At 39.7% G+C, this 21,933-nt stretch carries 24 protein-coding genes and 1 pseudogene; 20 read left to right on the forward strand and 5 right to left on the reverse strand.

Features of this window, described 5'->3' with window-relative positions; translation table 11 throughout:
- Positions 1–116: 116 nt before the first annotated feature.
- A pseudogene (locus tag QSE00_RS20730) lies at positions 117–368 on the forward strand (outer membrane beta-barrel protein); the annotation flags it as partial.
- 126 nt (positions 369–494) lie between these two features.
- On the opposite strand, the gene QSE00_RS20735 reads toward QSE00_RS20730, so the two are convergent.
- Complete coding sequence (locus tag QSE00_RS20735) at positions 495–1,181, reverse strand: dioxygenase family protein (RefSeq protein ID WP_286107338.1); 687 nt, start codon at positions 1,179–1,181, stop codon at positions 495–497.
- Between the two features lie 240 nt (positions 1,182–1,421).
- On the opposite strand from QSE00_RS20735, the gene QSE00_RS20740 reads away from it, so the two are divergent.
- From QSE00_RS20740 to QSE00_RS20770, 7 genes are all read left to right on the forward strand, one after another.
- The gene (locus QSE00_RS20740; RefSeq protein ID WP_286107339.1) at positions 1,422–2,762 is read left to right on the forward strand and encodes a DEAD/DEAH box helicase; all 1,341 of its coding nucleotides are present in this window, start codon (positions 1,422–1,424) and stop codon (positions 2,760–2,762) included.
- 5 nt (positions 2,763–2,767) lie between these two features.
- Positions 2,768–4,081: a DEAD/DEAH box helicase gene (locus QSE00_RS20745; protein WP_286107340.1), complete on the forward strand. Its 1,314-nt coding sequence runs from the start codon at positions 2,768–2,770 to the stop codon at positions 4,079–4,081.
- 228 nt (positions 4,082–4,309) lie between these two features.
- Positions 4,310–5,860 (forward strand): SDR family NAD(P)-dependent oxidoreductase, encoded by a 1,551-nt coding sequence (locus tag QSE00_RS20750; protein WP_286107341.1) that lies wholly within the window; start codon positions 4,310–4,312, stop codon positions 5,858–5,860.
- 111 nt (positions 5,861–5,971) lie between these two features.
- Positions 5,972–6,751, forward strand: coding sequence for a HipA family kinase (locus QSE00_RS20755; protein WP_286107342.1), 780 nt, complete (start codon positions 5,972–5,974; stop codon positions 6,749–6,751).
- Positions 6,741–7,124: a DUF3037 domain-containing protein gene (locus tag QSE00_RS20760; protein ID WP_110355182.1), complete on the forward strand. Its 384-nt coding sequence runs from the start codon at positions 6,741–6,743 to the stop codon at positions 7,122–7,124. Before QSE00_RS20755 ends, QSE00_RS20760 begins: the two co-directional genes overlap by 11 nt.
- 327 nt (positions 7,125–7,451) lie before the next feature.
- Positions 7,452–7,646: a cold-shock protein gene (locus tag QSE00_RS20765; RefSeq protein ID WP_031444295.1), complete on the forward strand. Its 195-nt coding sequence runs from the start codon at positions 7,452–7,454 to the stop codon at positions 7,644–7,646.
- 117 nt (positions 7,647–7,763) lie between these two features.
- Positions 7,764–8,213, forward strand: coding sequence for a KTSC domain-containing protein (locus QSE00_RS20770; RefSeq protein ID WP_286107343.1), 450 nt, complete (start codon positions 7,764–7,766; stop codon positions 8,211–8,213).
- 135 nt (positions 8,214–8,348) lie between these two features.
- Here QSE00_RS20770 and QSE00_RS20775 read toward each other — a convergent pair whose 3' ends face one another.
- The gene (locus QSE00_RS20775) at positions 8,349–8,738 is read right to left on the reverse strand and encodes a DoxX family protein (protein WP_110355184.1); all 390 of its coding nucleotides are present in this window, start codon (positions 8,736–8,738) and stop codon (positions 8,349–8,351) included.
- 194 nt (positions 8,739–8,932) lie between these two features.
- Here QSE00_RS20775 and QSE00_RS20780 point away from each other — a divergent pair, with 194 nt between their 5' ends.
- The 8 genes from QSE00_RS20780 to QSE00_RS20815 all read left to right on the forward strand — a co-directional run bounded on the left by QSE00_RS20780 (position 8,933) and on the right by QSE00_RS20815 (position 14,488).
- Positions 8,933–9,505: a TetR/AcrR family transcriptional regulator gene (locus QSE00_RS20780; protein ID WP_110355185.1), complete on the forward strand. Its 573-nt coding sequence runs from the start codon at positions 8,933–8,935 to the stop codon at positions 9,503–9,505.
- Between the two features lie 103 nt (positions 9,506–9,608).
- The gene (locus tag QSE00_RS20785; protein ID WP_286107344.1) at positions 9,609–10,457 is read left to right on the forward strand and encodes an MBL fold metallo-hydrolase; all 849 of its coding nucleotides are present in this window, start codon (positions 9,609–9,611) and stop codon (positions 10,455–10,457) included.
- A 9-nt stretch (positions 10,458–10,466) separates the two neighbouring features.
- The gene (locus tag QSE00_RS20790) at positions 10,467–10,718 is read left to right on the forward strand and encodes an MBL fold metallo-hydrolase (protein WP_286107345.1); all 252 of its coding nucleotides are present in this window, start codon (positions 10,467–10,469) and stop codon (positions 10,716–10,718) included.
- Positions 10,715–10,966 (forward strand): hypothetical protein, encoded by a 252-nt coding sequence (locus QSE00_RS20795; RefSeq protein ID WP_286107346.1) that lies wholly within the window; start codon positions 10,715–10,717, stop codon positions 10,964–10,966. Before QSE00_RS20790 ends, QSE00_RS20795 begins: the two co-directional genes overlap by 4 nt.
- 259 nt (positions 10,967–11,225) lie before the next feature.
- On the forward strand, positions 11,226–12,086 hold the full coding sequence (locus QSE00_RS20800) for a helix-turn-helix domain-containing protein (protein ID WP_286107347.1): 861 nt from the start codon (positions 11,226–11,228) through the stop codon (positions 12,084–12,086).
- A gap of 66 nt (positions 12,087–12,152) precedes the next feature.
- Complete coding sequence (locus QSE00_RS20805; RefSeq protein ID WP_286107348.1) at positions 12,153–12,701, forward strand: carboxymuconolactone decarboxylase family protein; 549 nt, start codon at positions 12,153–12,155, stop codon at positions 12,699–12,701.
- A gap of 70 nt (positions 12,702–12,771) precedes the next feature.
- Entirely contained in the window at positions 12,772–13,194 is a 423-nt protein-coding gene (locus QSE00_RS20810) for an OsmC family protein (RefSeq protein ID WP_110355189.1), read from the forward strand.
- Between the two features lie 190 nt (positions 13,195–13,384).
- The gene (locus QSE00_RS20815; RefSeq protein ID WP_286107349.1) at positions 13,385–14,488 is read left to right on the forward strand and encodes an acyltransferase family protein; all 1,104 of its coding nucleotides are present in this window, start codon (positions 13,385–13,387) and stop codon (positions 14,486–14,488) included.
- A gap of 175 nt (positions 14,489–14,663) precedes the next feature.
- Here QSE00_RS20815 and QSE00_RS20820 read toward each other — a convergent pair whose 3' ends face one another.
- Positions 14,664–15,029, reverse strand: coding sequence for an arsenate reductase family protein (locus QSE00_RS20820; RefSeq protein WP_286107350.1), 366 nt, complete (start codon positions 15,027–15,029; stop codon positions 14,664–14,666).
- A 27-nt stretch (positions 15,030–15,056) separates the two neighbouring features.
- Complete coding sequence (locus tag QSE00_RS20825; RefSeq protein WP_286107351.1) at positions 15,057–15,272, reverse strand: hypothetical protein; 216 nt, start codon at positions 15,270–15,272, stop codon at positions 15,057–15,059.
- A 403-nt stretch (positions 15,273–15,675) separates the two neighbouring features.
- Between QSE00_RS20825 and QSE00_RS20830 the strand changes: the two genes are divergently transcribed.
- Together QSE00_RS20830 and QSE00_RS20835 are read left to right on the forward strand one after the other, a co-directional pair.
- On the forward strand, positions 15,676–16,689 hold the full coding sequence (locus QSE00_RS20830) for a zinc-binding alcohol dehydrogenase family protein (RefSeq protein ID WP_286107352.1): 1,014 nt from the start codon (positions 15,676–15,678) through the stop codon (positions 16,687–16,689).
- Positions 16,690–16,759: 70 nt separating this feature from the next.
- Positions 16,760–17,230, forward strand: coding sequence for a RidA family protein (locus QSE00_RS20835; protein WP_286107353.1), 471 nt, complete (start codon positions 16,760–16,762; stop codon positions 17,228–17,230).
- Positions 17,231–17,286: 56 nt separating this feature from the next.
- Here QSE00_RS20835 and QSE00_RS20840 read toward each other — a convergent pair whose 3' ends face one another.
- Positions 17,287–18,393 (reverse strand): Gfo/Idh/MocA family protein, encoded by a 1,107-nt coding sequence (locus tag QSE00_RS20840; protein WP_110355194.1) that lies wholly within the window; start codon positions 18,391–18,393, stop codon positions 17,287–17,289.
- 277 nt (positions 18,394–18,670) lie between these two features.
- Between QSE00_RS20840 and QSE00_RS20845 the strand changes: the two genes are divergently transcribed.
- Both QSE00_RS20845 and QSE00_RS20850 read left to right on the forward strand, forming a co-directional pair.
- Positions 18,671–19,972: an MFS transporter gene (locus QSE00_RS20845; protein WP_286107354.1), complete on the forward strand. Its 1,302-nt coding sequence runs from the start codon at positions 18,671–18,673 to the stop codon at positions 19,970–19,972.
- Between the two features lie 209 nt (positions 19,973–20,181).
- Positions 20,182–21,846: a BACON domain-containing protein gene (locus QSE00_RS20850; RefSeq protein ID WP_286107355.1), complete on the forward strand. Its 1,665-nt coding sequence runs from the start codon at positions 20,182–20,184 to the stop codon at positions 21,844–21,846.
- Positions 21,847–21,933: the final 87 nt, after the last annotated feature.

Raw genomic sequence — 21,933 nt, forward strand, 5'->3', positions numbered from 1 at the left:
ATCGGTAGAAATCATAAGCAGATAATTGGTTAAATATTTGAATGTCAATAACTTAAATATACCAATTTTCTGCTTTTCCTGCAATATAAAACACCCATTTCTTAAGTCGAACTCACGTTAATCTAAGTTTCCGAAAATCGTTTTTTGACGATAAATTAACGGCCACCCTTCAATGGCAGAATATGGATATGGGATTGTTGGATACCAATGAACAGCGAATCACTACGTTTAAGGCCAATGAATTTTATACTACCACCAATTACAGGTATGAGGTGGATATTATATCGATTAATTTGTCCTATACCTTTAACGCCATAAAAAATAAGGCAAAGTTCATAGAAAGCGAGTTTGGCAAAAAAGAATTCTAAATAGAAAGGCGTATTCACCCAACACAAAAAAGGTCTGGACTATAATAATTGCCAGACCTTTTTTTGTTCCATTAACTATGTTATCGTTCTGCAATGCGACCTTGAATTCCTACCAGAGTACCAATATTAAACAACAATGGTCTTTGTCAGGGTGTAACCGTCCGTTATATTTCCTGTTAGCGAATCGGCCATATTGCCATCAATACTGTTGGAAAATACATTGTCACTTTCGTTCAAGGTGTCCGCTTTACCGTGATAAGGGGTAGTGGCATAAACTGTATCACATACCGATTTTGGAAAGGCAACTTGGGTTATCCTTATGGATTTTTCACTGGAATCCAACACTTCCAAATGTATATGGGGGGCCCTACCTTTGTACCATCCTGGGAAAATGCTGATAAAGGAAACGTTACCGTTGGCATCCGTAGTCTGGCGACCCCTTAAAAAATGGTCGCTGGTAAAATCGGTTGGTTGCAATGCAATTCCACCATATTCAGAATAATAACCTTCGGCATCACAATGCCAAACATCTACATAAACACCGGAAAGAGGTTTGCAATCATCGCTTTGGTCCAGCACCTTAATGGTTATTAGCAATGCCACCCCGCTTCTATCGGAAACAATATTGGCCTTCTTTAAATCCGCAGGAGTCTTTATGGGAAAAGGTCCGGCCGTTTCACTAGGCGATATTTCACAATCAACCATATCCTCTTCATCATCCTTGGGATTACTGTCCTTGGAACATGCCTGTAATACGGTTGGAACAGCAATAAGGCCGAACAATCCTTTTTTTAGAAAATTGTTTCTATCCATTTCCAGTGAAGTTTAGGCTTTACTAAAGTTATGCAAAAAGTAGGTCTTGCTGAAGGAAATAGATGGATTTATGTTGAAAAGGGATTTATGGACGGTTAAATACATATCCTCCTATTGGTTCCAGGCAAGGGAACCAAATTAAATCCATGCCTAGGGATCCGAATGGTTCTGAAATGGGAATATGTATCAATTACCGGCATTAGCTTGAAAACTGTGGCTATCTTTGCAGAAAATTATTATATGTCAAAGCAGTTTTCTGATTTAGGAGTCAACGAACACCTACTTCAAAGTTTAATAGACCAGCAAATATCGGTACCCACTGATATTCAGAAAAAGGTAATTCCGGTTATTTTGGAGCAAGACAAGGACGTAGTGGCTCTGGCAAAAACAGGAACCGGTAAAACAGCTGCTTTTGGGTTGCCTTTATTACAATTGATAAACACAGATAATAGCAAAATACAATTGGTAATATTGGCGCCTACGCGGGAACTAGGGCAACAGATTTACGCGAATCTTGTTTCCTTTTCCACCCATTGTCCGTCTATTTCCATTGCCTCCATATGTGGAGGAATACCTATTAAACCTCAAATTGAACGTTTAAAGAGTACTACCCATATCGTAGTGGCCACACCAGGTCGCCTAGTGGATTTGGTGAACAGGAAGGCCATTATTATTAAAGATATCAAGTATTTGGTTTTGGATGAGGCCGATGAAATGGTAACTGCTTTAAAGGTGGACCTGGACCATATTATTTCAGAAATTCCCAAATCCCGAAGAACTTTATTGTTTACTGCCACTATGCCGGGAGCCTTAAAACAATTGATCCAGAATTATATGTCCAAACATGTGGTTCAGATAGAAGCGGACATGTCTACAGTAGGGCATCAGGGTATAGAGCATAGGTATGTTGTAGTGGAACCTATAGAGAAATTGGAAGTTCTGCTACACTTTTTAAAGTCCAGGGAAGGCGAAAGGGGAATTATTTTTTGCAAGACAAAAGCGGCGGTCAATAAATTGGGAAAAAATTTGGCCATCAATAAATTCCGATCAGGCGCCATCCACGGAAGTTTAACCCAGGGAATTAGAGATCGTGTGATGGGACAATTTAGGGAAGGTACTATAGATGTTATGGTAGCAACCGATTTGGCTGCACGTGGTATAGATGTTAAGGAAATATCCTATGTGGTAAATTATCATTTACCGGATACCTATGATACCTATGTTCACAGAAGTGGACGGACCGCAAGGGCAGGGGCAAAGGGATTTTCATTAAGCGTTATCCAAAAAGAGGAAGTGGAGGATATTGCCGATTTTGAAAAGGAGTTGGGTATAGAATTTAAGGAATTTAAAAAGGCCGATGCCCAAAGTATTGAAGAAAACAATGCCTTGATATGGGCCAACAAAATATTCAAGACCAAACCCAACCGAAATATTTCACAGGAATTTAGGGAAGAAATAAGAACGGTTTTCCATCATTTGACAAAAGAGGAACTTATAGATAAAATATTGGCAAATTACCTGGCTCGGTCTACGAGTCACAGTCCAAAAGTAGAAGCGCCCAAAAAGAAAAAAAATAAATAGTAGGTATGGCAAATTATATTAAAGGCCAGGAGGATGTTTTGGCAAAACTAAATATCCAACAGTTGAATCCCATGCAGGAGGAAGCTATTGCCGTAATTGGAAAAACCACCAACACTATTATTCTGTCCCCAACGGGTACGGGCAAAACTTTGGCTTTTTTGTTGCCATTGATAGAAACTCTAGATCCTACTATTGAGGAAGTACAGGCGCTGATTTTGGTGCCTACCCGTGAATTGGCCATACAAATTGAGCAAGTGGTTAGAAATATGGGCACTGGCTATAAGGTGAATGCCGTTTATGGAGGACGCCCTATGTCCAAGGATAAGATTGAAATTAAACATAATCCTACTATTTTAATAGGAACCCCGGGACGTATTTTGGATCATTTTGACAGTGACCGGTTCTCAAGGGAAAGTATTAAAACTTTGGTACTGGATGAGTTCGACAAGTCTTTGGAAATAGGTTTTGAGGAAGAAATGGCAGGAATTCTCAGTGAATTGCCCAATATTAAGAAAAGGATTTTGACTTCCGCTACGCAGGGGGTTGAGATTCCTGGTTTCGTGAAATTGGATCAGCCGGTTCTCATCGATTATTTAGAGGAAGAAGTTGGTTCAAAATTAGCAATTAAGATAGTGCTATCGGCTGCCAAGGATAAGTTGCCAAGGCTTTTGGAGCTATTGCAACACTTGGGAAATCGGCCCGGAATCATTTTCTGTAATTTTAGGGATAGTATAGAAGAGGTAAGTTCTTTACTGGAAAAAAATAAGATAGGCCACACTTGCTTTTCTGGAGGAATGGAACAAAAGGATAGGGAGCGTTCCCTGATTAAATTCAGAAACGGAACCAGTCAAATTTTAATCGCAACGGATTTGGCGGCGAGGGGAATAGATATCCCGGAGTTGAAATATATAATTCATTACGAGCTTCCACATTCTGAGGAGGAATTTATCCATAGAAATGGGAGAACGGCAAGGGTAAATGCCAAAGGTACCGCCTACGTGTTAAAATGGGAAAAGGAGCGATTGCCTGAGTTTATAAAGGATTCAGGTGCTGTGGATATCTCTAAAAAAGCGGCACCAATGAAACAGTTCTGGGAAACCTTGTTTATTTCGGGAGGAAGAAAGGACAAAATTTCCAAGGGTGATATTGCCGGGCTGTTTTTTAAACAGGGAAATATCAATAGCGATCAATTGGGGGAGATTGAATTAAAACAGGACTGCGCCTTTGTTGCCGTTCCTTTGTGGATTGCCGATCAATTGGTGGAAAAATTGAACAATTCACGTTTAAAAAAGAAAAAAGTTCGGATTTCGGTTCTTTAATTTGTCGGAGTAAAAACTAAATATTTATTAGTGAAACCCAATTTTGGGAAGTGAGTAAGACGCACTTAAAATTGCAAGTTGAACTAATCCCGCCTTTTTCGGCGGGATCTAGGTGCAATTCCTCGGCCCTAGGGTCGATTCCTATTATAGGGTTCAGGGCTCGCCCGTGCCGTTCGGGCGGGCCTGCCCTGAGGTTTAATAATTTTTAACCGTTGGAATATATTATAAATGAAAGAGGATCTAAAAGGGAGTAAAGCTGCAATCACTCCAGAGGAAATTGATAATTGTATTGCGCTCTTGCAGCAATTAGTGGACCACACAGATCAGATATTTGATATTCCAAAGGGAAAAAGAACTGCTTTAATAAAAGTATCGGGCCAATTTTCCAGACCCAATAGGGAAGAATTTTCCAGAAGAAAAAAAGACGGTAAGAAAAGTGCCCTGCGTAAAAAAGCGGCAAGGGACAAAAAGGCCCGTAAGGAAACAGGAATAAGAAATGCACGTGAGGCCCACATATTCGTTGCCCCCAAACTTTTGTCTTCTGCAAAATTGGTCAATCATAAAAAACAGGAATTAGAGGTAGCAAGAAACTGTTATGTTTGTAAAACGGAGTTTAACGAATTACATCATTTTTATGATACCATGTGTATAAAATGTGGTGATTTCAACTATGCCAAGCGATTTCAAACAGCTGATGTAAAAGGGCAGGTTGCCGTTGTAACCGGTTCCAGATTAAAAATTGGATATCATATTACTTTAATGTTATTACGCGGTGGGGCTACCGTGATCGCTACTACCCGGTTCCCTGTTGATTCGGCATTGCGCTTTTCCAAAGAAGATGATTTTATGGAATGGGGGCATAGATTAAAAATTCACGGTCTGGATTTACGGCATATCCCAAGTGTGGAAATATTTTGTAATTATATAGAGCGGCAGTATGACCGATTGGATATTCTTATAAATAATGCAGCCCAGACCGTACGACGACCCGCTGGTTTTTACCATCATTTGATGTCCAATGAAGAAAGCCCTATATCGTTACTCCCTCCAAATGCCCAAAAGGTTTTGAGCGATCACACAGCTTGTTTGCTGGAATTAAAAGAACTAAGCTCGGGAGCCTCTCCCAATCAGAACACACCGGTTACATGGCATGGACCGGAAGCAGGAATCGGAATAAGGGCTTCGGCCAAATTATCGCAGATCCCCTATAGTTTTGATAAGGCCTTGGTAGCAAAAGAGGTATTTCCCACAGGGGAATTGGATGCCGATTTACAGCAGGTAGATTTGCGAAATACAAACAGTTGGCGCCTTAAACTCGGAGAAATTGAAACTACTGAAATGTTGGAAGTACAATTGGTAAATGCCGTGGCCCCTTTTGTATTGTGCAACCGTTTGGGAGAATTAATGAAGAAGGAGAACACAGGACAAAAGCATATCATTAATGTTTCGGCAATGGAAGGGAAGTTTCATCGTTCTTTTAAGGAATCACGGCACCCACATACCAATATGGCCAAGGCCGCTTTAAATATGCTTACGCATACCGCTTCAGGGGAACTGGCCAAAGCAGGTATATTTATGAATGCCGTGGATACGGGATGGGTTACGGATGAAGACCCTGCTGCACTATCTAAAATGAAGCAGGAAGTCTATGATTTTCAACCGCCTTTGGATATTGTGGATGGTGCTGCCAGGGTGATGGATCCGTTAATTGACGGAATTAATACAGGGAAACATTGGTCTGGTAAATTCCTGAAGGATTACTTTCCAATTGGTTGGTAATTGTATCGGGTCCCATTATAGCTTGAATTTTCTTCAATCCATAAAAATTGGACCAATTCACGGGAATACAAATTCTATTTTACACAACTAACTTTTTTTATCTTCGTGCTTATGAATTCAATTGATATAAGAACAGTTGATGTTGTTCAATATATAAAACCATTGCGGGAAGGTGGTTCCTTGCCGGCGATTGTAAAAGCCGATGATGGATTTTTATATGTTTTAAAATTCAGAGGGGCAGGTCAAGGAAAAAAGGCCTTAATAGCAGAACTTATTGGCGGCGAGTTGGCCCGGGCTGTCGGACTTAAGGTACCTGAATTAGTGTTTATGAATCTAGATGATTCATTTAGCAAGACAGAGCCGGATGAGGAAGTTCAAGATTTACTTAAATTTAGTGTAGGCCTCAACCTAGGCTTGCATTTTTTGTCCAGTGCCATAACTTATGATCCATTGGTTTCCAAGGTAGATGCTTTAATCGCATCAAAATTGGTACTGCTGGATAGCATTATGAGTAATATTGACAGGACGGCAAAAAACACCAACTTATTGCAATGGAATAATGAATTATGGGTAATTGACAATGGTGCGAGCTTTTATTTTCACCATAATTGGGAAACATGGAAAAATCATCTTACCAGAACCTTTCCCCTTATAAAAGACCATGTGCTTTTAGAGTTTGCCACTGAGTTAAAAGAGGCGGCATTGGAAATTAAAGGTTTACTTACTACTGATAAAATTGCCGAAATCATAGCATTAATTCCTGAGGAATGGTTGTTGGACGAGGCCGATGATTTAAATCCTGATGAAATTAGAGCGGCCTATATTGAATATATAAATGCCAAACTTGCTATGATCCATACACTGGTTAAAGAGTCTGAAGATGCAAGATAAAGACAAATACGAATACGCAATTATTAGACTTGTTCCTAAGGTGGAGCGTGCAGAATTCTTTAATATTGGGGTAATACTTTTTTCAAGAAGGAAGAAATTTTTGGAAGTAAAATATTTAGTGGACCCCCAAAAATTGCAATGTTTCTCAAAGGAAGTCGATATTAATGCCATAGATAAATATTTAAAGGCCTGGACATCGGTATGTAAGGGAGCACCTTCCGGAGGAGCCATCGGCAAACTAGATTTACCGGATAGATTTCGTTGGTTAACTGCCTCCAGGAGTACTATGATCCAGAGTTCTGAAACACATTCGGGCCTATGTAAAGACCCTAAAAAAGAATTGGAAAATCTATTCGAAAGCTACGTTTTATAGCAGGAACATTGGCGTAGCGTAAGGGGATACATGAATTTATGGATTAATTGTTGATCTTAAAACAGGGCATCCATATTCAAAAATTAAAATTATTTATTCCACTACGAGCTTATAAATGGCCTTGGGGGTTGATCCAATGAAAGTGTATAACGGTCAGGCTTATAGCAGGATACAGTGTTTTTTAATGGGCAATTGTTTAAGTGTAAACACCCATATTTATGTTTCCAAAAATATTGTTAGTAAATATAAATGAAGTAAATAGCTGTTTTTTAAATTATTAGCACCATCTTTGCAGGATAATATTATAATAAATTTAATTACATTACGATGAGTAGTAAAGGAACAGTAAAATTTTTCAACGACACAAAAGGTTTTGGTTTTATCACTGAAGAAGGTGTTGAAAAAGATCATTTTGTACACATTTCAGGTTTAATAGATGAAATTCGCGAAGGCGATGAAGTATCTTTTGACCTAAAAGAAGGTAACAAAGGATTAAACGCAGTAAACGTACAAGTTATATAATATATACTTCCATGTTTAATGAAAAGCCCGTCAACATTGACGGGCTTTTTTTTTGTTTGTTAAATACATAGGGTTGTAAGAAATTAAGCGTAGTTTCGCGGCCTGTAAAAAATCAATATGAAGCGCATAAACGAATACAGGAAATTATTTGGAATAGAAAGGGAGATCGATCTAAAGGTACTTAAGAAAAGTTACCGCGACCTGGTAAAGGAATGGCATCCGGATAAATTTCAAGAAGGGGATATCAAGCGCGAAGAGGCGGAAGTAAACAGTAGAAAGATAATAGACGGTTATCACTTTTTAGTGAGCATAGCTCCTGAAACCAAAGCAGCAAACTTAGAGGCTTATACGGAAACCATAGCCAATTCCGGAATTGCCGATTACCATCATAAGGGCCTTTTATTGGAAATTACCTTTTTGGATGGATCTACTTATGAGTACTTTGGCGTTACCAAACAGGTTTATATCAAGATGGTCAACTCCAATACTATTAATCGATTTGCCAAGCGTATGATCTATCCGAAATACAATTACAGGCAATCCAAAAGACAGCTGCAGGAAGCCTAATAGCTTTACGTCACCTATTTGGCCAGTATCGCCAATTGCATAGTTATTCAAAGGAGGTTAAAAGTAAGGACCCAATGGGTGCTACTTTACGTGGAATTATATGCTGTAACTTGGAAACTCAAGGAATTTTAATAATTATATGCCATCCTGTATAACTTCGGCGACAACAATGCCGATCGACAACAGAAATAGGATCAAGGCGGGCATTGATTTTATATTGGGGTCATCGGCCTTAAAATGCATGGCAATGGCACCCAACATGAAAATTCCCATAGCGCCGGCCGCAGGGGTGGTCAAATTCTCCAACCAAATAGATGTTAATAACAATACGGCAAGGGAAACTTTTAAAGTTCCTACTATATACATTATCACAGGGGACAGACGATAAGTCTCAAATTCTTCCTTCATGGATTTGGAGTCACCTCCCCGCCAAGGCGTGGGTTTGTTGAACCGAAGAAACCATACATTTATAATAGTGATAAAAATAATGATCTTGGCCGCCACTAAAAAGTAAGAAATAAGCATAGGCTTCGGTATAATTTAAATTGATCCAAGTTCCCCAGTCCCAATATAAGAATTATCCCATGGTATTTCTTCGGTATTTGGAATTATCCTTTTCTATTGGAATTTAATTACGCTACTCTTAGGGCAGTCGATCATTTTATATAGAATTTATTATAATCGAATATTTATTCGATTAATATAGCTATATTTGTACCGTGAGGGTAAAGGATGAATCAAAACAGTTGGCCATTGTAGAAAACACTATAGAGGTAGTTTTTGAAAGGGGCTTTGCAGGTATAAAGATGGCAGATTTGGCCAAGCGGGTGGGTTTATCGGTTTCCACTCTTTATGTCTACTATAAGAATAAAGAGGACTTAATAGTATCTATTGCCACCGATTTAATTGCCAGGGAAACCCAAAGAAGTGAACAAGGAATATCAGGGGATTTACCTTACAAAAAGAAACTCAAGACATTATGGCTGTTCTGGATCAACTTCAGTATTAATCATAGAAAGGAAATGAGTTTCTTGGAACAGCTAAAGAAATCGCCTTATTATGACAAAGTACCAGTGGCCGTGAAGGAAAACAAAAGTAAGTTGGCCATGGAATTGATTGATTTGGGGAAAAAGGAAGGGCTGTTAAAGAATATTGATAACAATATTCATTTCGCGGTGATCGGGGCCATAATGGGAGAGACTGTAAAATTAATCATGGATAAAAAATTGGAATTACACCAAAAAGATATGGACTTGATGTTCTCCACAGTTTGGGACGCCATTAAAAGTTAGTATTTTTTTAATTTATAACAGAATAAATATTCGATAATAAAGCAATCTATGTCCTTTGATGGCAAAAAAATATATGGATCACTTAAAAAAAATACTAAAAAAAATGAGTATAATTATTGGAAGCGGACTTTTCATATTTATCGTAATTGGGGTCCTATTTTTGTATGTAAGCCCAGAGTTTGGAGGTACTCCCACTTTGGAGCAGAAAACGATCTTTCTTAAATCGCCCAACTATAAGGATGGTAAGTTCGTCAATAAGGGCCATGTTAAGTTGGATATGAGTATGCGTGATATGGGGAAGAGTTTGGCAGGCTACTTTGGTGCCTCACCCCACACTAAACCCGGTGTGGATATTCCCGTGGAGAAATTGGATTCATTGGATATTGTGGAATACCAAGACAGTACCCGGCTTATTTGGTTTGGACATTCTGCTTTTTTATTACAAACGAACAACAAAACTATTTTAATCGATCCTATGTTCGGGAAGGTCCCTGCACCGCATCCCATGTTGGGAAGCAATAGATTTAGTAGGGAACTGCCCATAGCCGTGGAAAAACTTCCTAGGATAGATGCCGTCATTATTTCCCATGACCACTACGATCATTTGGACTATGGTTCCATACAGAAACTAAAGGAGAAGGTGAATATGTTTTATACCCCCTTAGGGGTAGGGGCACACCTGCAAAAATGGGGAGTGGAAAAAGAGCGAATTGTAGAGCTGGATTGGTGGCAGGAAGCTACCCACGAGGGATTAATTTTCAGATGTACCCCGGCACAGCATTTTTCTGGAAGGGGTTTTTCCGATAGGGCCAATACCTTATGGAGTTCTTGGATAGTACAATCGGAAACCGAAAATATTTTCTTTAGCGGAGACAGTGGTTACGGCCCACACTTTAAGGAAATAGGGGACAAGTACGGTCCTTTTGATTTTGCGATGATAGAATGCGGATAGTACAATGAGATGTGGCCGGATATTCATATGTTCCCTGAGGAGACGGCCCAGGCAGGACTGGATGTAAGGGCCAACCGGATTATGCCCATTCACTGGGGAGCCTTTAAATTGGCAATGCATCCCTGGACAGAACCTGTAGAACGCTTAGCCAAAAAAGCAAAAGAACTTAATCTGGATTTGGTTACTCCGCGAATTGGAGAATTTATAAATATCGACCAATTGGAATTTCGCACTACGGAATGGTGGAAAAAATCGCTTTGAGCCGAGATTCTATTGTAAAGCCTGCCATAAGTGCGGGACAGCAGCCGAGCGTTGGACAATTTTTAAATCTGTTCAGGAAAAAGTTAAAGGCAGATTTAACTATTGAGGGTATGCCCCTGCCCGCCAGTTGTGCCAATGTTCCGATGCTTAATGTTTGTGTTTTGGTCCCATCCTTTAATGATATGGCAGATAGGGTTGCCTTGGCTACTTGCCTTCCCGTTAGAGCGGTTATTGGTGTAGTGGTATAAACCCCATATGGGGCTTTGCTGCCCGGCATTGTTTGAGCCAACAAACCCCATTTTGGCTTAATAATAGATTCCCATTTTGTTCTCCCGGACATTTAACAACAGGTTTGTGTATTCGTTTTTGTATTGTGGTATGCATTGATTTTAAATTGAAAGCAATGGCATGTTCCTGCGACCAACACTAAAAAGAAAATGCCAATTGCGGTTAAGGTGCTGCAATTTATGGATGTATAATAAGTATTTGAAAAACGAGTAGCGGTTTATGGAATTTATAGGGCATACCAAAGAGTATCTTTTTTTGGGAACTATTGATAGTCATAGTTGTGATATCTTAAAGGAACATATTGAAAGTAGCCTCACCATTTTGTGGTTTCAATCCGATGCCAATATTCTTATTATTGATGGAAAGGAAGAAGTATTTTCCAAAAATCAAATTGTTTTTTTAACGGAGTTCCATCAAATAGTCCCCAAGAAAATTGGAGAAATTCGACTTTTGAGGTTCAATAGGCCTTTTTACTGCATACTGGACCATGATAGTGAAGTAGGTTGTAAGGGAATCCTATTTTTTGGCGCTTCCCAACTCCCCGTGATTACCCTTGTCCAAGAAGATTATCAAAAGTTTGATACGCTTTGGCAAATGTTTACTATAGAAATGACGTCCAATGATAATTTGCAGATAGATATGCTGCAAATGATGTTAAAGAGGTACCTGATATTGTGTGCCAGACGCTATAAAAATCAGAAAAACTATCCTTCGGGGCACAATGAAACCGACCTTGTCCGGGAATTCAATTTTCTGGTTGAACAGCATTTTAGAACAAAGCACAGCGTTGCGGATTATGCGGATTTACTATTTAAATCCCCTAAGACTATCTCCAATATTTTTTCAAAAATGGGTTCCAAATCTCCCTTGAAATATATCCATGACCGGATAGCGCTGGAAGCCAGGCGCATGCTGTACTATGCGGATAAGCCCGTCAAGGAAGTAGCTTACCAACTTGGATTTGATGATATCCAGGCTTTTAGCCGATTTTTTAAGAAACAAGAGGGGATTTCCCCTTCGGAATATAAAGAAAAAGGAAATTTGGGAACAATTGCCAATTCTTCGGGAATTACTACCTAACAAAACCCTTCTTTCCGGTTGCATCTTTGCATTGTCAAAATAAAGTATAACTAAAAAAATAAGACAATGGAAAGATTTCAAGTACCAACTAGGGAAGATGTATCAACAGACAATCAGGCAATTTTCGACAATCTGAAAAAGGCCGTAGGATTCGTTCCCAATTTATATGCCTATTACGCAAAGAACGAGACTGCCTTAGGGGATTACCTAACATTACAGAATAGGAAAACAACATTAAAAGCAAAGGAAAAGGAAGTCATCAATCTAGTAGTGAGTCAGTTCAATGGATGTAATTATTGTTTATCCGCCCATACCCAAATTGGTAAAATGAACGGCTTTACCGAAGATCAGATTTTAGAGATAAGAACGGGTGCTGCCAGTTTTGATGATAAACTGCATGCTTTGGCAAAGTTTGTCCTATCCACAGTGCAGAACAAGGGAAAAGCCAGTGAAAAAGTGAAAGAGGAATTCTTTGCTGCCGGTTATACGGAGGCCAATATGATAGATGTGGTTATAGTAATCGGTGATAAAACCATTAGTAATTTTATTCACAATTTGGCGGATTTTAAAATTGATTTCCCATTAGCGGAAGAGCTACGGACAGCAGCTCTATAAATCAGTAGTAGTCAATAAACACCTTATTGGAGATAATAACGACAAAGGGTCAAAAAAAACAAGAATCAAAATGAGTACAAAAATAAATATTAAGAACTTGCCCCTCGGCTACCAATCAGTAATAAGCAATGGAAAACATGCAATACTAGGGGATGAGCCCGTTTCCTCCAAAGGCACGGATTTAGGATTTTCCCCAGTGGAATTGTTATTGGCAGGAATCTCTATGTGTAAAGTAGCTACTATACGAAATGTTGCCAGAAGAAAAGGCTGGGAAATTGGGGAGGTGGATGCCCAATTGGAACAAAAGGCAGTACGCCAACCCAACGGCACCTTTAAAACCACAGTAGCCTCCAATATCCAAATTCAGGGAAATATCACCGAGGAACAAAGGGACTTATTGGTGCAGGAGGCGGATAATTGTTATGTTACCAGACTGGTCAGGGGAGAATGGGAATTTCTTGAGTCGGTTCCCTTGGAGCCTGTGGAGGCCTGACCAATATTGCAACATTTATACAATTAAGTGGCCCCGGTGTTTTCATCGGGGTTACTTTTTTATACACACCATATGTGCACAAAAGAAAGGTAGGGTATTAAATGTTTTTTTGGGATCAATGAAAAAGGGTAATTTATTTGGTAGAACAATTGTACTGTTTAACTTAGTTGTCAAATAAATTCCATTTAGTATGAAAAGGTTCAAAGCACTGGACGTGTTCCGCGGATTGACTATTTGCCTAATGATAATCGTTAATACCGCTGGAGATTGGGATCTTACCTTCGCTCCGCTGTTACATGCCAAGTGGAATGGGTTTACGCCGACCGATTTGGTCTTTCCGTCCTTTTTATTTGCTGTAGGAAACGCTTTTGCATTTGTTAAGACCAGATGGGCCGATAAACCCCTGTCGGAAGTTTTTCAAAAGATTATAAAAAGGACCTTAATTATTTTTTTATTGGGCTTTATAATGTATTGGTTCCCCTTTGTATCATGGACAGATTCCGGGGAACTGGCTTTTGTTCCTTTTAGTGAAACGAGGATATTGGGAGTATTACAGCGAATAGCGATTTGTTATTTTATTGGCGCAACCATGATTTATTTTCTTACCAACCGCCAGCTCATCATCACATCTGTAATTATTCTACTGGGATATTGGGGGTTGTTGAGTGCCTTTGGCGATTATACCTTAGAGGGCAACCTGGTACGAACCTTTGATAGGTTACTTCTTGGCGATAGCCATCTTTATGGTGGTGAAGGACTTCCGTTCGATCCTGAAGGGCTCTTAAGTACGTTGCCGGCCATCTGTAATGTGATAGCCGGGTATCTTGTTGGGAAGTATGTTATTCAAGGGGGTATTAGTTACGAAAAATTGGCAAAAATGCTAATGATAGCTTCAGGATTATTGGCCGTTGCGTACTTGTGGAACTTGAGTTTTCCTGTCAATAAAAAGCTATGGACAAGTTCGTTTGTGATTCTCACTATTGGTCTCGACATTATTGTGTTGTCCGTTCTTATTTATGCTATCGACTTTATTAAGAAGCCGATAAACTTTAATTTTTTCGAAATCTTTGGAAAGAATCCCCTCTTCATTTATCTATTGTCTGAATATTTGGCAATAAGCTTACTTTTTGTACGGGTAAATGAAAATCAAAGTTTATACAATTATATCTACGAAAAAGGTTTTAGTTGGTTCGGACCCTATTATGGGTCATTTGCCTTTGCCTTTGTATTCATGTTCGTATGTTGGCTGATAGGTCTTTGGTTGGACAAAAAGAAGATTTATATTAAGGTCTGAGCTTAACTTGTTTCGGTACAGGAGAATATTTAAGCCAAACAGCAAAATCAACCTGGCTAAATAAGTTAAAATTATTAGCCTTCTTTATAGGAGCGGTCCAGCACAATCCAGACCTTGTGCCCATAACTGTTTTTAAAAACTTTTACCTCTCCATTACGCGTATGGATAGGCGTTATTATATTTTAATTATATCCGTAGGGGTTTCTACCAAGATGGTCATTTTACCACGGATGGCAATGGGCTGTTTCATGATTTCAGGGTTGTGCCTTATCATTTTTATCCAGTCGTCGGCAGATAATTCATGGGGTTCAAAATGGGCTTTATAGGCCGGATGTTCCTGGTTTACCAAGTCTTTGACCTCCATATTTAATTTATCGGCCAATTCCGCGATTTGGGTCCCGGTCAAGGGAACCTTTAAAATGTCAATTTCAAATACTGGCAATCCTTCTGCTTTGGCATAGGCCAAGGTTTGTTTGGCCCTTGCAGACTTGGAACTGTAATAAAGGGTTATCTGTCTTTCCGAGGTGGCTATTTCTCCCATATTCATTTTTTTAGAATTGTCTTTGTCCTACCCGTTTTTTTTATGGGTCTCCAAATGATGTTTTATCAACTGCTTTAAACTCTCTAAATAATCCTTTAAATCTTCCTTGTTTACGTGCGGATGACGTTTTGCGGGAATGGTCAAAGGATTTTCATCCAAGGAACGATATAGCTCGGGATAATTGGTCTCTATATTGGCAGTGAGCTGTGAAATCTCGCCTAATACTTTTCTTAAATCATTCATTGTAAAATAGTATGGATTGCAACTATAAAGATAATGAAGTTTTTAGTTTTAAATCCTGACGATGGTCATGTAAATCTTAATTGTTCCATGGTAAATTAATAGGAAATCAAAACCACCTCATAGTATATACGGATTTGGATTAGAGCATGGAATCCAAGGTTCCAGTTTATCCGAAGTTGCGTTCTTTCATTCCAAGGGTTTTAAAAGACTTATGCTACACGCATATTGGGTTAATTTTTTGGAACCCCCGATATTCGGGACAATTCAATTATATTTATGAATCAAGAATATTTACACGACTAGAAGCAAATTTACCAGTTTATAATAAAAATGTCACCGGCCTGTATTGTCACTTTACTGTTACAAAACTTGGCGCCGGTATAACAACTAAAAACACATAATAATGAAAGCGATAGGATTTAAAAAATCATTGCCCATTTCTGAAAAAGATAGTTTTATAGCCTTTGAAACCGAAAGGCCAACTCCTACAGGATATGACCTATTGGTTAGAATTGAAGCAATTTCGGTGAATCCGGTGGATTTTAAAATTAGACAAAATGCCGCTAAGGATACAGTATTGGACACTCCTAAAATTATTGGATGGGATGCGGTGGGAACCGTGGAGGCCAAGGGCGATAAAGCTTCAAAATTTGAGGTAGGGGACCAGGTGTATTATGCAGGGGACATTACCAGAAGTGGTTGTAATGTCGAATATCAGCTTATAGATGAACGGATTGTTGGGCACAAACCTAAAAATTTGAGTGTTCCGGAAGCAGCGGCCATGCCATTGACAAGTTTAACTGCCTATGAAGCGTTGTTGGACCGGATTGGGATCGACCCTGGAAAGGACATCGGTAAATCGGTTTTGATCATAGCAGGTGCTGGCGGGGTTGGCTCCATTGCCATACAATTGGCCAAAAAATTGTGCAAGCTTACAGTTATCGCCACTGCTTCACGGGAAGATTCCGTAACCTGGTGTAAAGATTTAGGTGCAGACTATGTGGTGAACCATCACAATCTAAAGGAAGAATTGGAAAGAATTGGACACGGCCAGGTTAATTATGTATTGGATTTTGCGGATTTGGAGGGTTATTGGGAATTGGCAGTGGATATAATTAAGCCCCAGGGGCACATTGTCTCCATTACGGGGAGCAGTAAACCGTTGAATTTAAACTTGTTAAAAAACAAGAGTGTAACTTTTTCTTGGGAATTTATGTACACCCGATCCATGTTCACTACAGAGGATATAGAACGCCAGCACGAAATCTTGAACCATATGGCCCAATTATTGGATGAAGGGACTTTAAAAACCACTCTGACCACTACACTTTACGGGTTTACGGTGGAAAATTTAAAGACCGCACATGAAATGCAGGAATCAGGTAAAACTATCGGTAAAACGGTAATTTTATTTTAAGTCACTCTGGCAACAGTTTTATTTTCAAAAATTACTTTTGTAATGGATCGATCAAAAAAAAAATGGGAGAATGACCATTGAGGAAAAATTGGAGAGCTTGGGCATTGTATTGCCCAAAGTAGCACCTAGAGGGGTGGGGAATTATGTTTCTTGGACCATTAGTAATAATACCCTTTACACCTCTGGTCAGTTACCTTGGAAAGATGGGGAGTTCGGAATTTTGGCCTATACCGGTAGGGTGGGGAGCCATCTGAGTATAGAGGAGGGGTATAACTGTGCCCGTATTTGTGCCATTAACGCCATAGCCCAACTAAAGGACGCTGTAAAAGACCTGGAAAGGGTGAAAAAAATTATCCGCTTGGATTGCCATATACAGGCCGCCGAAGGGTTTAAAGATCATTCAGATGTTCTGGATGGGGCTTCCGATGTCATGAACCAGGTGTTTGGGGCAAGAGGGATCCACACCCGATCGGCCATAGGTATTTATCAATCGCCATTGGATGTACCGGTAATAGTATATGTAATTGCCGAGATAGAGTAAGTATAATTTCGATCTTTGGTTTTAAATGATAGGACTCAATTGAATTGTCTAAAACATTATAAATCAATCCTTTTTCCTGATTTTGCCGCCGCATAAATTGCGTCGATAATTTTAAGGTCCTTAAGACCTTCCTCCCCGTCTACGGGAACAATAGGTTGTACTCCTTCAAAAATAAGTTGTGCCATACCATCCATTTGAAGCGTCTGGTGGGTTATGTGTGGTTGGGTTAGTTCCCCTTTGTGTGTTCTCCCCTTAATTGGACCGTAGCCTGTGGAGGGTTGCATTTCTGCATACCCCTTTTCTCCATTTAGAAAAAAGCGATCCAAATGGCCCATGGCATAGGTAGATAAACAAGAGGCGGTTGCACCACTTGGGAACCCCATCTGAAATTGTATGGTTTCGTCCACGCCTTCCTTAAATTTTACGTGATCTGTCTTGGTTTCTTGGGCCGTAACCCAAATGGGTTCCTCGCCCAACATATACCGGGCTCCGTTAATGGAATATATGCCAATATCCATCATTGCACCGCCACCGGCAAGTTCTTTATTCAATCGCCATTGGGTAGGATCGCCAATGGTGAATCCGGATAACCCTTGAAAGAACTTCAGCTTTCCGAATTCTCCCGCTTTCCGCATGCGTATAACTTCCACCGTTTTAGGTTCGTAATGCATGCGATAACCCACCAACAGTTTTACTCCGGCCGCTTTACAGGTGTTCACCATTTCCTGACCTTCTTTGGCATTGATGCCCATGGGTTTTTCGCAGATTACATGTTTTCCCGCCTTGGCAACCCTAATAACTTGATCCTTATGCAATCCGTTTGGGGTAATTACATAAACGGCATCGATATCCGGGTTGTTTTTAATTTGATCAAAGTTATCGTAGTTGTAGCAATTTTTTTCCGGTATATCGTACTTGCTTCGCCAATCGACCACTTTTGAGGGAGTACCGCTTATAAGTCCCACTAACTTTGCCCTCTTGCAAGATTCCATGGCTTTGGCAACCCGGGTGCCATAACTTCCAAGCCCCATTATGGCAACCCTTAAAATGGGTCCTTCATAAGGCTCGCTGCTAGCTGCGAACAGCTGTGTTGGACTGTATAAAATTGGTAAACTGATAGCGGAAACAGTTAATTTTCCCAAAAAATCTCTTCTAGTACCCATAATGATGTTATTTGTATGACCTAAAAATAATGAAAATGAAGTTATACTTCCAATAGCCAAGGAAATGTTTGGTCGTTATTTAATTGCATCCGAAAATCCTTACCCCAAAACAATTAAAAAATAGGTGTCCGATCCTTTTTTTAACCAATCCCAATCGCAATTCTGGGATGTAATATATCAATGCCCATTGGGATAACTAAGGAATCTAGGGCCTGTTTTTAAGGAGTTGGGACAGTAGATCCTTATAAAAGGTTACCTTTGCAGGTTTTATCGGCACATGCAAAATCAAAATAGAATTACATTAATAAAGCCACAAGAGTTTCCTTTTTTCTATGGTTATGTGGTGCTTTTTATTGGTAGTATTGGCATTTTGGCGAGTATTCCAGGGCAGACCATTGGGGTATCTGTTTTTACGGATCCCGTTAAAGATGCCTTGGGATTGTCAAGAAATGAGTTTAGCAACGCATATATGGTCGGTACCTTGTTGAGTTCTGCCTTGGTGGCGCGGGCAGGGAGATGGTTCGATGCCTACGGTGCCAGATATGTGGCTTTTTTTGCTACCCTGCTCTTAGGGGTGTCCCTTTTGGTATTTTCCGTTTCCGTTGAAATAAGTGGAGCCATTAAGGCATTTTTTAATTTTGATTCCTGGTTGGTTCCGTTCTTATTGATCACATTTTTGTTTTTTCTAATCAGGTTTAGTGGTCAGGGCGTATTGACTATGGCCTCTAGGAATATGATCATGATGTGGTTTAAAAAAAATAGGGGCAAAATTAATTCCATAAGCAGTATTACAGTGTCACTGGGTTTTTCCAGTGCACCTATTTTATTGAATAAGCTTAATGACGACTACGGATGGGCCAGTAGTTGGCAAATAATGGCCATGAGTCTCTTTATTTTTTGCATCTGTATTTTACTGTTATATAGAAATAGACCGGAAGATTTCAATTTGCTTCCGGATGGACATGATAGGAAGGAAGTGGATCAAAAACCGGAGGAATTGGAAATTGATTTAACCTTAAGTGAGGCTAAAAAAACCAGGGCCTTTTGGATGTTTGCACTGGTATTGGCCTTCAATAGTTTTTATGTAACGGGGTTTACATTTCATATCGTATCTATTTTTGGCAGCCAGGACTATACAAAGGCCGAAGCCATTGCTATATTTTTGCCCATGTCCATAGTAGCAATTTGCGTATCAACAACCTGCAACATTTTGAGCGACTATATCCAGCATAAAATCTACTTATTTATCATGTTGCTAAGTGGGGTAGTGGCTTCCTTGGGGTTGTTGTTTCTGGCCAGTCCTATAGGGGTTTATTTATTGGTGGGGGGACTGGGAACCATGGGCGGTTTATTTGCTGTGATCAACGCGGTTACATGGCCTAGTTTTTTTGGTAGAAAATATTTAGGTTCCATCACTGGAAAAGTGATGAGCTTTTTGGTTATTGCCAGCGCCGTTGCGCCTAGTCTATTTAGTTATTGCTATACCTCCTTGGGATCCTATAAATATATAAGTTACATTACCCTGACTTTTTTATTGTTTTTGATCGTTGGGTCTATTGGAGTCAAAAAACCGCAATAGCAAGTCAAAAAAAAAGTATAGACCTCCAAAGTATAGCTTTAAGCAAGGAATTGAAGACATGGGTCGGTATGTTTTTAGAGGTCAATTGGTTGTACAGATAGATAGTAGGAGAATATTTTCATCAGTTTGTAAAATGTGACAGGGAATAATTTAAATTTGATATTGATGAGCCAAAATACTCACATTCAATTTAAAATTTAGATCGAGGTATGAATCTTGTAAAACGTAGTCTTGGCGCCTTAATACCCTTATTCTTGTTTATTGTGGTTATTTCCGGATGTAGCTCGGATGATACTGGGAGTGTTGATGTTGAACCAGCTATTGTACTCTCCCCGAAAACCCTGACCCTTTCAGAAAACGCTAGCGGTACTTTAACTTTATCCATTGTCCCATCTAAGGAAACGGCCTGGGAAATTTCATCCAAACCGGATTGGGTTTCTGTTAATTTGCTTTCTGGTATCTTTAGGGGAGAAGCTATAGTGTTGAATATATCCCCTATTACTGAAGGGTTATATTCTGGTGAATATGAGGGGGTTATCAAAATAACGTCCAATAGCCTTGAAGCAGAAGTAAATGTAACTTTGAACATTGGGGAAAAGGCCTCTATGGGGTCGTCCGAAAGTAGCCTCAGTTTTGGATACTTCGAAGATGAAAAAAGCTTTTATGTAAAGAATGAGGGGAATGTCGCTTTGGATTGGAGCGCCTCCATAGCTGAATCCTATATTTCTTTGATTCCACAAAATTCCAATTTATCCCCAGGAGATTCCATTAAGGTCAATGCCGAGTTGGACAGAAGTTCATTACCGACCACTGTCCAAGATTTGGAATTATCAATTAATAGCAATAAGGGTCAAATAATTAAAATACCGCTTACTTATAAAAATTATAAGGAAGAAAAATGGTTGTTGGATGGAGAAATAGTGGATGCGGAGTTTGATAGAATACATGATCGATTAATAGTAGTGTCAACAGGGCCCAACGAGATTCGCAAGATCGACCCCGCGACCAAGAGCATGGAAACACTTCAATTGAATATGACCCCTACTTGTCTTTCGGTAAGCAGGGATGGAAATTTTGCTGTCGTGGGCCACGATGCCCGAGTGTCCTATATTGATCTAAATACGATGCAATTGCTTAATATTTTTGATGTAGCTACCGATGTTTTCGACATTGTTCTGGCACCCAACAACTGGGCCTATGCTTTTCCTAGGTCCGGACAGTGGGAAAGGATACACTGTGTGGATTTGACCACTGGGGTAGAAACCATCTCCACGGGCAATCAGATACGAGAAGGGACCAAGGCCAAGTTGCACCCATCTGGCAATTTTATTTATGGATCGGATAACGGTGTTTCCCCCTCCGATGTAGAGAAATATGACATTAGTGCAGGAACGGCCCATTATCTATATGATTCGCCCTATCACGGGGATTATTCCTTTGACGGTGATATTTGGATATCCGACTCTGGTGATAAATTGGTTTCGAGAAGTAGAAATATATTTAAATTAACAGAGGACCAAGCTACCGATATTCGTTACTATGGACAATTATTGGGAAATCAGAAAATTGCTACCTTGGACATCCATACAATGGCCAATAAAATTTATGTTGTCATGGAAACGGGTCCTATTTATCAGGAAGTGCCTTCCAATACCATCCAGATATTTGATGCAGAATACCATGAAATGACAGGGACCATTTCGTTGCCGGGATATTTGGTGCCCGATGGCAATGGAGATGGCTCAATGTACGATTCACAGGCGCATTTTGGCTTTTTTAATAATGAGGGTACTGCTTTTTATTCGCTGTTAAGAGCACCCGAAGAGGCTGGTTTGGCAAGCGAGTGGAGTTTGGCCACGGTCTTATTGGATTAAATGGACGTTACCTAAATTCACATCCATGCCATTTGATTGGGTCCAGGTAGCTTGGTTTGCAGAAGGTGTAATAATGAATAGTGGGAG

Source organism: Arenibacter flavimaris, assembly GCF_030291335.1.
Classification (GTDB): domain Bacteria; phylum Bacteroidota; class Bacteroidia; order Flavobacteriales; family Flavobacteriaceae; genus Arenibacter.

Excerpts from the sequence above, each read along its gene's own strand:
- QSE00_RS20825 (WP_286107351.1), bottom strand. The coding sequence starts at position 15,272 with ATGAATGATTTAAGAAAAGTATTAGGCGAGATTTCACAGCTCACTGCC.
- QSE00_RS20810 (WP_110355189.1), top strand. The coding sequence starts at position 12,772 with ATGAGTACAAAAATAAATATTAAGAACTTGCCCCTCGGCTACCAATCA.
- QSE00_RS20785 (WP_286107344.1), top strand. The coding sequence starts at position 9,609 with ATGAGTATAATTATTGGAAGCGGACTTTTCATATTTATCGTAATTGGG.
- QSE00_RS20800 (WP_286107347.1), top strand. The coding sequence starts at position 11,226 with ATGGAATTTATAGGGCATACCAAAGAGTATCTTTTTTTGGGAACTATT.
- QSE00_RS20845 (WP_286107354.1), top strand. The coding sequence starts at position 18,671 with ATGCAAAATCAAAATAGAATTACATTAATAAAGCCACAAGAGTTTCCT.
- QSE00_RS20850 (WP_286107355.1), top strand. The coding sequence starts at position 20,182 with ATGAATCTTGTAAAACGTAGTCTTGGCGCCTTAATACCCTTATTCTTG.
- QSE00_RS20820 (WP_286107350.1), bottom strand. The coding sequence starts at position 15,029 with ATGGGAGAAATAGCCACCTCGGAAAGACAGATAACCCTTTATTACAGT.
- QSE00_RS20835 (WP_286107353.1), top strand. The coding sequence starts at position 16,760 with ATGACCATTGAGGAAAAATTGGAGAGCTTGGGCATTGTATTGCCCAAA.
- QSE00_RS20770 (WP_286107343.1), top strand. The coding sequence starts at position 7,764 with ATGAAGCGCATAAACGAATACAGGAAATTATTTGGAATAGAAAGGGAG.
- QSE00_RS20750 (WP_286107341.1), top strand. The coding sequence starts at position 4,310 with ATGAAAGAGGATCTAAAAGGGAGTAAAGCTGCAATCACTCCAGAGGAA.
- QSE00_RS20815 (WP_286107349.1), top strand. The coding sequence starts at position 13,385 with ATGAAAAGGTTCAAAGCACTGGACGTGTTCCGCGGATTGACTATTTGC.
- QSE00_RS20775 (WP_110355184.1), bottom strand. The coding sequence starts at position 8,738 with ATGCTTATTTCTTACTTTTTAGTGGCGGCCAAGATCATTATTTTTATC.
- QSE00_RS20830 (WP_286107352.1), top strand. The coding sequence starts at position 15,676 with ATGAAAGCGATAGGATTTAAAAAATCATTGCCCATTTCTGAAAAAGAT.
- QSE00_RS20765 (WP_031444295.1), top strand. The coding sequence starts at position 7,452 with ATGAGTAGTAAAGGAACAGTAAAATTTTTCAACGACACAAAAGGTTTT.
- QSE00_RS20735 (WP_286107338.1), bottom strand. The coding sequence starts at position 1,181 with ATGGATAGAAACAATTTTCTAAAAAAAGGATTGTTCGGCCTTATTGCT.
- QSE00_RS20840 (WP_110355194.1), bottom strand. The coding sequence starts at position 18,393 with ATGGGTACTAGAAGAGATTTTTTGGGAAAATTAACTGTTTCCGCTATC.
- QSE00_RS20740 (WP_286107339.1), top strand. The coding sequence starts at position 1,422 with ATGTCAAAGCAGTTTTCTGATTTAGGAGTCAACGAACACCTACTTCAA.
- QSE00_RS20790 (WP_286107345.1), top strand. The coding sequence starts at position 10,467 with ATGTGGCCGGATATTCATATGTTCCCTGAGGAGACGGCCCAGGCAGGA.
- QSE00_RS20755 (WP_286107342.1), top strand. The coding sequence starts at position 5,972 with ATGAATTCAATTGATATAAGAACAGTTGATGTTGTTCAATATATAAAA.
- QSE00_RS20760 (WP_110355182.1), top strand. The coding sequence starts at position 6,741 with ATGCAAGATAAAGACAAATACGAATACGCAATTATTAGACTTGTTCCT.
- QSE00_RS20805 (WP_286107348.1), top strand. The coding sequence starts at position 12,153 with ATGGAAAGATTTCAAGTACCAACTAGGGAAGATGTATCAACAGACAAT.
- QSE00_RS20745 (WP_286107340.1), top strand. The coding sequence starts at position 2,768 with ATGGCAAATTATATTAAAGGCCAGGAGGATGTTTTGGCAAAACTAAAT.